The organism is Saccharothrix deserti (assembly GCF_009769385.1).
Taxonomy (GTDB): Bacteria; Actinomycetota; Actinomycetes; order Mycobacteriales; family Pseudonocardiaceae; genus Actinosynnema; species Actinosynnema deserti.
The window spans coordinates 165,494-173,073 of sequence record NZ_ML775963.1 but is presented as its reverse complement, the minus strand read 5'-3'; the positions used below and the strand labels follow the sequence as shown (position 1 = coordinate 173,073).

The window sequence follows — 7,580 nt, the reverse complement described above, 5'->3', positions numbered from 1 at the left end:
GTGTTGGCCGTTGTGGTGGCTCCGCCCCGGCGTGTGCTCCGGCCCCCCCCGCCCCCCCCCCCCCACGCCTCGGCGGTTCAGCGTGACGGATCGCGGTTGAACAGGGACCGCGCCCAGGTGTAGCCGACGGCCGTGAGCACCAGGCACCAGCCGACCGCCCAGTACCCGCTGTCGCCGATCGGCGTGCCGATGAGCAGCCCGCGCAGGGTGTCGATGATCGGCGTGAACGGCTGGTTCTCGGCGACCCACTTCAACCCGCTCGACATCGAGTCGGTCGGCACGAACGCGCTGCTGATGAACGGCAGGAACTGCAACGGCAGCGACGAGCTGTTCGCGCCCCCCGGCGTCTTCGCGGCCAGGCCGAAGGCGATGCCGAGCCAGGTGAACGCCAGCGTGAGCAGCACCAGCAGACCGGCCGCGGCGAGCCAGTCGGTGAAGTCGGCCGCCGGGCGGAACCCGGTCAGCACGGCCACCCCGATCACCAGTGCGAGGCTGCCGACCGTGTTGATCAGGCTGCACAGCGCCTGCCCGGTCAGCACCGAGTACCGGGAGATCGCCATGGTGCGGAACCGGGCGATGATGCCCTCGCTCATGTCGCTGTTGATGTTCACCGCGGTCCAGGCCGCGCTCGCACCGACCGTCATCACCAGGATGCCCGGAACCAGGTAGTCCACATAGGACGCGCCGCCGCCGAGGGTCGATCCGAGCGAGCCGCCGAACACGTGCACGAACAGCAGCATCATCAGCACCGGCATCAGCAGCGAGCCGATCGACATCATCGGGAAGCGCTGCATGTGCCGCAGGTTGCGGCGCAACAGGGTGGTCGTGTCGCGGATGGCCAGGGTGCTCATCGCCGCGTGGTCCTCTCGGTGGTCAGGGCGAAGAAGACGTCGTCCAGGTCGGGGGTGTGCACGGACAGGTCCTGCACGTCGATCGCGGCGTCGTCGAGCCGGTCGAGCAGGGCGCGCAACTGGTGCACGCCGCCGTCGCCCGGCACGTCCAGGGTCAGCGCCTCGTCGTCGCGGGACGCCGTGTCGAGGGCTTTGGCGGCGAGGTCCAGCGTGTGCGCGTCGGCGAACCGCAGCCGCACGTGCCCGCCCGGGATCAGCCGCTTCAGCTCGGCCGCGGTGCCCTCGGCGACCAGCCGGCCGCCGTTGAGCACGGCGATCCGGTCGGCCAGTTCGTCGGCCTCCTCCAGGTACTGGGTGGTCAGGAAGATCGTGACGCCGCCCGCGACCAGGCCGCGGATGACCTCCCACATGGCGTGCCTGCTGCGCGGGTCCAGGCCGGTGGTCGGCTCGTCCAGGAAGATCAGCCTCGGCTCGCCGACCAGCGTCATCGCCAGGTCCAGGCGTCGGCGCATACCGCCGGAGTAGGTGGCGGCGGGCTTCTTCGCGGCGTCCACGAGGTCGAACCGGGCCAACAGCTCCGCCGTGCGGTGGCGTCCCTCCCGGCGGTCCAGGTGGTTGAGGTCGGCCATCAGCATGAGGTTCTCCTCGCCGGTGAGCAGGTTGTCCACGGCGGAGAACTGGCCGGTGACGCCGATCGCCTTGCGCACGCCGGCCGGGTTGCGGACCACGTCGTGGCCCGCGACCTTCGCCTCGCCGCGATCGGCGGAGATGAGCGTGGACAGGATCTGCACGGTCGTGGTCTTGCCCGCGCCGTTGGGGCCGAGCAGGGCGAACACGGTGCCGGGCTCCACCCGCAGGTCGAGACCGTCGAGCACGACGTGGTCGCCGTAGGACTTGCGCAGTCCGGTGGCCGTGATGGCCATGGTCGTTCCCCTCTGGTTGATGACCGCAGTCAGTCGGTGAGCAGCGGCAGGGTCTGCACGCCGGTGAGGTTCGGTGAGGGCATGAACGTGGGGCGCCGGTCCGGGTCCGTGCGCAGGCGAGGGAAGCGGTCCAGCAGGATGTCCAGCGCGATCCGGCCCTCCAGCCGGGCCAGCGGCGCGCCGAGGCAGAAGTGCACGCCGCGGCCGAAGCCCAGGTGCGCGGGAGCGCGGGCGATGTCGAAGGTGTCCGGGTCGGAGAACTGGCGGGCGTCCCGGTTGGCCGCGCCGACCCACACCATGAGCAGCTGGTCGGCGGGGATCTCGACGCCGGCGACAGTCTCCGGCTTGTTCGTGATCCGCGCGACCGCCGGGAACGGGCTGAGGAACCTCAGGGACTCCTCGATGGCGGACGGGATGGTGCCGCGGTTCTCGCGGACCTTCGCGGACTGGTCCGGGTTCGCGTCCAGGCACAGCACGGTGTTGCCGAGCAGCATGGTGGTGGTGATGTGGCCCGCCACCAGCAGGAGGGTGGTGAAGTTGACCACCTCGGTGTCGGAGAGGCGTTCACCGTCCACTTCGGCGTGGACCAGGTCGCTGAGCAGGCCGGGACGCGGGCTGCGGCGGCGTTCCGCGGCGTGTTCGAGCAGGTAGTCCGTCATCGGCGCGATGTCGTCGAGCTGCTTGCGCAGCTCTTCCTGCTGCTTGGCCTCGCCGTCGTCCTCGAAGTCCTTGAGCGAGAACTGGTTGGTGTCCTCGAAGATCTTGTCGACCCACTGCTTGAACAGGTCGCGGTCGCTGCTCGGCAGGCCGAGCAGTTCGGCGATCACGATCACCGGCAGCGGGTAGGCGAGGTCGCGGACCAGCTCGAACTCGTTGTCGGTGACCGTGTCGAGCAGTTCGCGGGTCAGCTCGGCGATGCGCGGTTCGAGGTCGGCCACGACCTTCGGCGTGAACGCGTGGCTGACCAGGCGGCGCAGCTTGCGGTGGGTCGGCGGGTCCATCTTGAGGAGGTCGCCCTCGGACAGCGACTCGGCCGCCGGGAACAGCCGGGAGATGTTGGACGAGAACCGGCCCCAGTCACCCAGGATCTCGACGGCCTCCGGGTAGCCGTAGACGTTCCAGAAGCCCAGGTTCTCGTCGTACTCCACGACGTGGTCGGGTCGTTTTCCGCGCAGCCAGAACTGCTGCGGGTGGGTGTCCCACATTGTTGTTGTCCCCCAATGGTGTTGTGGTTTACGCGCGGTGGATGACGATGTCGCCCAACTGGGTGCGGGCGCGCACCTCGACCCGCTCGTCGGACTCGGTCGGCGCGTCCGTGCTCGACAGCTCGTTGCGGAAGTGACCGGCTGTCGACCGCACGTCCAGCCAGGCGGCGGTGCCCTCGCGGATGCCGACCTCCAGCCCGCCGGCCGCGGTCTCCATGACGACCGTGCCGCGCACGACCTCGTTGAGGCGGATGTGGCCGTTGGCGGTCTTGGCGTGCACGTCGCCGCCGGCGTGGCCGACGAGGATGTCGCCGTTGGCCCCGCTCACCCGCACGTCGCCGGTGACCTCGCCGATCCGGGTCGCGCCGTTGGTGTTCTTGACCGTGCCGGGGCCGTCGAGGCGACCCACGCGCAGCTCACCGTTGCCGGTCGTCAGCTCGGCGCGGCCGGTGATCTGGTCGACCAGCACGTCGCCGTAGGACGTGTCGACTTTGAGGGCGGCCGTGCCCTGGAGCCGGATGTGGCCGGCGGAGGTGGTGAAGCGGCACTCGCCCAACGTGCCCTCGGCGTGGAAGTCGGCGAGCGAGCCGTTGGCGACGACCTGCGAGCCGGTGGGCAGGTGCACGATGACGGTGACCGAGCCCGGCCGGCCGAAGATGCTGCGGGATTTGGGTGTCTTGACGGTGAGGCGGCCGGCGGTGAAGTCGACCGTCGTGCCCTCGGCCGCTTTGACGTCGTTGCCGTTGTCCGGGTCGCCGGGGTTGACCTCGACCACGGTGTCGTCGCGCTCGCCAGCGACGATCCGGGCGTCGCCCACGGCGACGTCGAGGGTGAGCGTGATGGGTTCGGGCGTGCTGAAAGAAGGCATGGCTGTCCCCTGTGAACGAGTCTGATCAGCGTTTGCGCAGCTAGCGGACCCAGCCGGTGTAGCGCTGGCCGGCCGCGGTGCGGCCGGACGTCCGGCCGCCGTGCCCGAGTCCGGCCGCGGCGGCGCGCACCAGCCAGGCGTTGACGGAGACGCCTTCCCGGCTCGCGGCGTCTTCGACCCGCGCCTTCAGGTGCTCGGGCAGCCGCAGGTTGATCCGCGCGACCGCGCCCTCCTCGGAAACCACCGGTGGCACCTCCATGGCATCACCCTGGCCCTCTGTGGCACCATCGGGCACCGAGACGACGAACTCCGGGTCCCGGCCCCGCAACCGCACGTCGACGGACCCCGGCGCCAAGTCCCGCGTGATCTCGTCGACGGCGGCCGACAGTGCCTCTAGCAGCGTCAACCGCACCGCGTACTCCAGCGGCGCGACGAGTTGTTCGGCCAGTGCCCGTGCATCCGCGCCACCGGCCTCCGCGGCGGTGGCGAGCGCCCGACGAAGGTTGTCGACGTACGGCGTCAAGTCCATGGCACCACTATGGCATCAGTGTGGCACCACTGCAAGCCCGTGTGGCGTCACGGCCGGCGGCGGGGGTTGCGACCGGGTTTCGGGCGTAGTCGTCACTCGTTCGAGTGAAAATGCCCTTCAATGAGACCGGTGGTCCATTTTGGAACGTGGTGCGGCGCTTTGGGCGGGGTTCGGGCCGTTCACCTCGGTTGGAATAATGCAGCTCGTGCGGAACTGGTTGGAATCCTCCGGCGTGTTGGGTGTGCGCTCGCAGCGCCCGTGCTGAGCTGCGTATATACGCTTGCCGGCAGTTGTTGTCCGCAGATTTGCGGACCCCGGTCGAACTTTAACTCGAACGGCCTAGCGAACTGATCTTGGCGGATGTGTAGTGAAGTCGATCGCCACTTCACTTTGGCTCTTGAACGCCTTGCCAAGGCGTCAGCCGTCGTGCAAGCCTTTCGCCCATGAATTTCCGCCCTCTGTCCACCGGGCAGTGGTCGCCGGTTCCGCACCTCCCCGGCATCCCCGAAGCTCTCCGGCGCGAAGGCGCCTACCTGCCGCCGCCGCTGCCGTCGGACCTGGCGCTGCCCGTCGCGACCTACCGCGGGTGCGCCGAGGCGGAGCACGCGCTCGGTCGGCTGGACGAGGCGGCCGACCGGTTGGGCCTGCGGTCCGCCCTCGGCCGGGCGACGCAGGCACGTGACGCGAACAGCTCGGCCGGGCTGTCCGGGGTGGCGGTCGGCCTGCGCGAGACGTTCGCGGCGGACCTGCTGGCCTCCCAGGACGGCACGCCGCCCGCGGACAGCGCCGCGCCGTCCCAGCTGGTCGCGCCGTTCCTGCGGGCCTTCGACCACGGTCTCGCCCGCGTCCGCGCCGGCGCGGCGGTCGACGCCGAACTGGTGGGCGAGGTGGCCGCGATCATGACCGGCCGTGCCCCCGGCCACCACCACATCGGTGACGTGCTGCGCCGTGCGCCGGGACGACTGGGTGTCAGCGACGAGCGCGCTTACCTGCTGACCGCGACCGGCGCGCACCTCGTGGCGCTGCTGGAGCAGTGGTCCACGTGGGTGCGAGAGGAGGACGAGCAGCCGAGGATCGCCAAGATCGCGCTCGCGCACTACCAGCTGGAGGTGCTGCAGCCGTTCCCGACCGCCAACGGGCACGTCGCGCGCGCGTTCTCCACGCTGGAGATGGTGCGGTGCGGGCTGGTGCGCGACCAGGTCCTGCCGCTGTCGGTGTGGCTGGACAACGCCCTGGCCGAGTACCAGCGGCAGATCCGCGCGGTGGTCGACACCGGCCGGATCGACCGCTGGGTGGACTTCTTCGCCGCCGCCGTGCGCGACCAGGCCGTCGCCCAGCTGCGGCTGATCGGTCACCTGGAGGCGTTGGCCGCCGACTACGCCGCGCGGCTGCCCAAGAAGGGGACGCTGCCCCGGGTCGCCGCCGAGCTGATCGGCTTCCCCGCCGTGGACAACCGGTCGCTGCGCACGCGGTACGGCCTCACCGCGAAGGCCGCCACCGACATCACCGCACGCCTGGTCGAGCTGGGCATCCTCGTCCCGTGGGAGTTCCGCGGCTACCGCCGGGTGTTCCTGTGCCGGGACGTGCTGCGCCTGCTGGCCGGCAACCCCGACACCACCGCCTGACCTGACCCCGACCTGCCACTACCCCGTCACTACCTGGAAGAACGCGACAACACCGATGAGCGCATCCCCCGACCACCCGTCCCCGCAGTGCCGCCGTGCCGGCTGCCGCAGGAAGGACTGCCGCCGACGTCACCGGTCAAGGATCATGCCGGGAGTCCGCGTCGTCGTCGGCCTGCTGATCCAGGTCGGCGTGGCCCTGGTCCACCTGTTCCGGGACTGACTCCAGCTCGGCCACCAGGTCACGGACCCGCTGCGCCGCCACGTCGTCGGTCCCGATGAGCAGTGCGAGCGCGCGGTTGAACCGCCGGTGGGCCACGGCCCGGTCGCCGGACAGCCACAGCGCCCGGCCGAGCAGGGTCAGGCACCCGGCCCGTTCGGCGGTCCCCGGCAGCTCCTCGAACACCTTGTCCGCGCGGGACAGGTAGTTGACCGCCGAGTCGAACCGGCCGACCTCGATCATCAACGAGCCGAGGTGCACCAGCGCCCGTGCCACTCCGGGCTGGTCACCGTGCAGGAGGTACAGCTCCAGCGCCTCGTCGGCGCACTCGACGACCTTGTGCATCCGGCCTTGGGCCCGGTAGGTCGCCGCCAGGTCGTGCAACGCGGCGGAAGCGGCGTCCGGGTCGTCGTCGCGGAGGCGGTGGATCGCCAGCTCGCGCATGCCCGCGACGGTGGCGAGCCGGAGCGCCCCCTGCGCGCGCAGCGATTCGGCGGCACGGCGGAAGGCCGTGGCGAGCAGGAGGGACGTGGGCAGTGCGGCGGCGAGTGCGGCACCGATGTCGAGTAACTCGCGCGACCACGTTTCGTCCACGTCGGTCGGGACCGCCGGCCACACGTCGGCGAACAGCGCCACGGCGGTCTCGGGTTCACCGATCGTGTCGCGGAGGGTGGCCAGGACGTGGTCGCGGTGTGCGTCGAACCAGGCACGTCCAGGGGTCTGCCGGGCGACCAGCAGGTCTTGGCGCAACCGCGAGGCCGCGTGCCGTGGGGCGTCGCTCACCTGGTGTCATCCTTCCGGGTCCCCGTGTTGGTGGACCGACGTGTAGGGGGTGGACCACTGGTCTCATCGCTCTGCGACGTCACATGATCACGAGTCTCGCCCCTTCGGGTGAATGCGCACACCGCTGAAGTGGCGGACTCTCGGCGAAACCGGTCGCACATGCGCTCGACCGGGACACCGGGACCGGCCTCACTGCCGGGTCGAGACGACTTCGAAGAGGTCGTCGAACTGCATCGGCGCGAGCGCCGTCAACGCGCCGCCGATGAACGCCGGACCGGGCTGGAGCTCGCCGCTGAGGACGCGCGCGACCGTGGACCGGTTCACGTCCATCGCCTTGGCCAGGGAGTAGTCCGACTCGAAGCCCGCGAGCCGCGCGGCCTTGGTGAAGACATCGGTGCGGAGCTTGATCGTGTTCGGCATGGTCCGCCTCGTGTTGTGCGCACCCAACGTGTGGTGTGTGCGCACAACGCTAGCAGTGTGTGGTGTATGCGCAACTAATGTTGTGTGCACACAACGTGCAGGTCAGGGCCCACCTGGGGGGACTGCGCAACGAGCGTTGCGTGCGCGCGGCTACCATGG

General features: G+C 70.3%; 8 protein-coding genes. 1 reads left to right on the top strand and 7 read right to left on the bottom strand.

The window, feature by feature from the left end; genetic code table 11:
* Nucleotides 1-77: 77 nt before the first annotated feature.
* Genes FM051_RS09545 through FM051_RS09525 form a run of 5 tightly spaced genes read right to left on the bottom strand, consistent with a single transcriptional unit; the run spans nucleotide 78 to nucleotide 4,376 of the window.
* A complete protein-coding gene (locus FM051_RS09545; RefSeq protein ID WP_158842547.1) occupies nucleotides 78-851 on the bottom strand; it encodes an ABC transporter permease in 774 nt (257 codons plus the stop codon).
* The gene (locus tag FM051_RS09540) at nucleotides 848-1,774 is read right to left on the bottom strand and encodes an ATP-binding cassette domain-containing protein (RefSeq protein ID WP_158842546.1); all 927 of its coding nucleotides are present in this window, start codon (nucleotides 1,772-1,774) and stop codon (nucleotides 848-850) included. Before FM051_RS09540 ends, FM051_RS09545 begins: the two co-directional genes overlap by 4 nt.
* Before the next feature lie 29 nt (nucleotides 1,775-1,803).
* Nucleotides 1,804-2,979: a cytochrome P450 gene (locus tag FM051_RS09535; RefSeq protein WP_158842545.1), complete on the bottom strand. Its 1,176-nt coding sequence runs from the start codon at nucleotides 2,977-2,979 to the stop codon at nucleotides 1,804-1,806.
* Nucleotides 2,980-3,007: 28 nt separating this feature from the next.
* A complete protein-coding gene (locus FM051_RS09530; RefSeq protein WP_158842544.1) occupies nucleotides 3,008-3,847 on the bottom strand; it encodes a DUF4097 family beta strand repeat-containing protein in 840 nt (279 codons plus the stop codon).
* A gap of 40 nt (nucleotides 3,848-3,887) precedes the next feature.
* Nucleotides 3,888-4,376, bottom strand: coding sequence for a toxin-antitoxin system HicB family antitoxin (locus tag FM051_RS09525; RefSeq protein ID WP_158842543.1), 489 nt, complete (start codon nucleotides 4,374-4,376; stop codon nucleotides 3,888-3,890).
* A gap of 443 nt (nucleotides 4,377-4,819) precedes the next feature.
* Here FM051_RS09525 and FM051_RS09520 point away from each other — a divergent pair, with 443 nt between their 5' ends.
* Entirely contained in the window at nucleotides 4,820-6,001 is a 1,182-nt protein-coding gene (locus FM051_RS09520) for a Fic family protein (RefSeq protein WP_158842542.1), read from the top strand.
* Between the two features lie 136 nt (nucleotides 6,002-6,137).
* Here FM051_RS09520 and FM051_RS09515 read toward each other — a convergent pair whose 3' ends face one another.
* Nucleotides 6,138-7,001, bottom strand: a complete 864-nt coding sequence (locus FM051_RS09515) for a tetratricopeptide repeat protein (RefSeq protein WP_158842541.1) — start codon at nucleotides 6,999-7,001, stop codon at nucleotides 6,138-6,140.
* A gap of 189 nt (nucleotides 7,002-7,190) precedes the next feature.
* Entirely contained in the window at nucleotides 7,191-7,421 is a 231-nt protein-coding gene (locus FM051_RS09510) for a transcriptional regulator (RefSeq protein ID WP_158842540.1), read from the bottom strand.
* Nucleotides 7,422-7,580: the final 159 nt, after the last annotated feature.

Bases quoted from the DNA above. Each gene is read 5' to 3' on its own strand.
- FM051_RS09545 (WP_158842547.1), bottom strand. From the start codon at position 851: ATGAGCACCCTGGCCATCCGCGACACGACCACCCTGTTGCGCCGCAAC.
- FM051_RS09540 (WP_158842546.1), bottom strand. From the start codon at position 1,774: ATGGCCATCACGGCCACCGGACTGCGCAAGTCCTACGGCGACCACGTC.
- FM051_RS09535 (WP_158842545.1), bottom strand. From the start codon at position 2,979: ATGTGGGACACCCACCCGCAGCAGTTCTGGCTGCGCGGAAAACGACCC.
- FM051_RS09530 (WP_158842544.1), bottom strand. From the start codon at position 3,847: ATGCCTTCTTTCAGCACGCCCGAACCCATCACGCTCACCCTCGACGTC.
- FM051_RS09525 (WP_158842543.1), bottom strand. From the start codon at position 4,376: ATGGACTTGACGCCGTACGTCGACAACCTTCGTCGGGCGCTCGCCACC.
- FM051_RS09520 (WP_158842542.1), top strand. From the start codon at position 4,820: ATGAATTTCCGCCCTCTGTCCACCGGGCAGTGGTCGCCGGTTCCGCAC.
- FM051_RS09510 (WP_158842540.1), bottom strand. From the start codon at position 7,421: ATGCCGAACACGATCAAGCTCCGCACCGATGTCTTCACCAAGGCCGCG.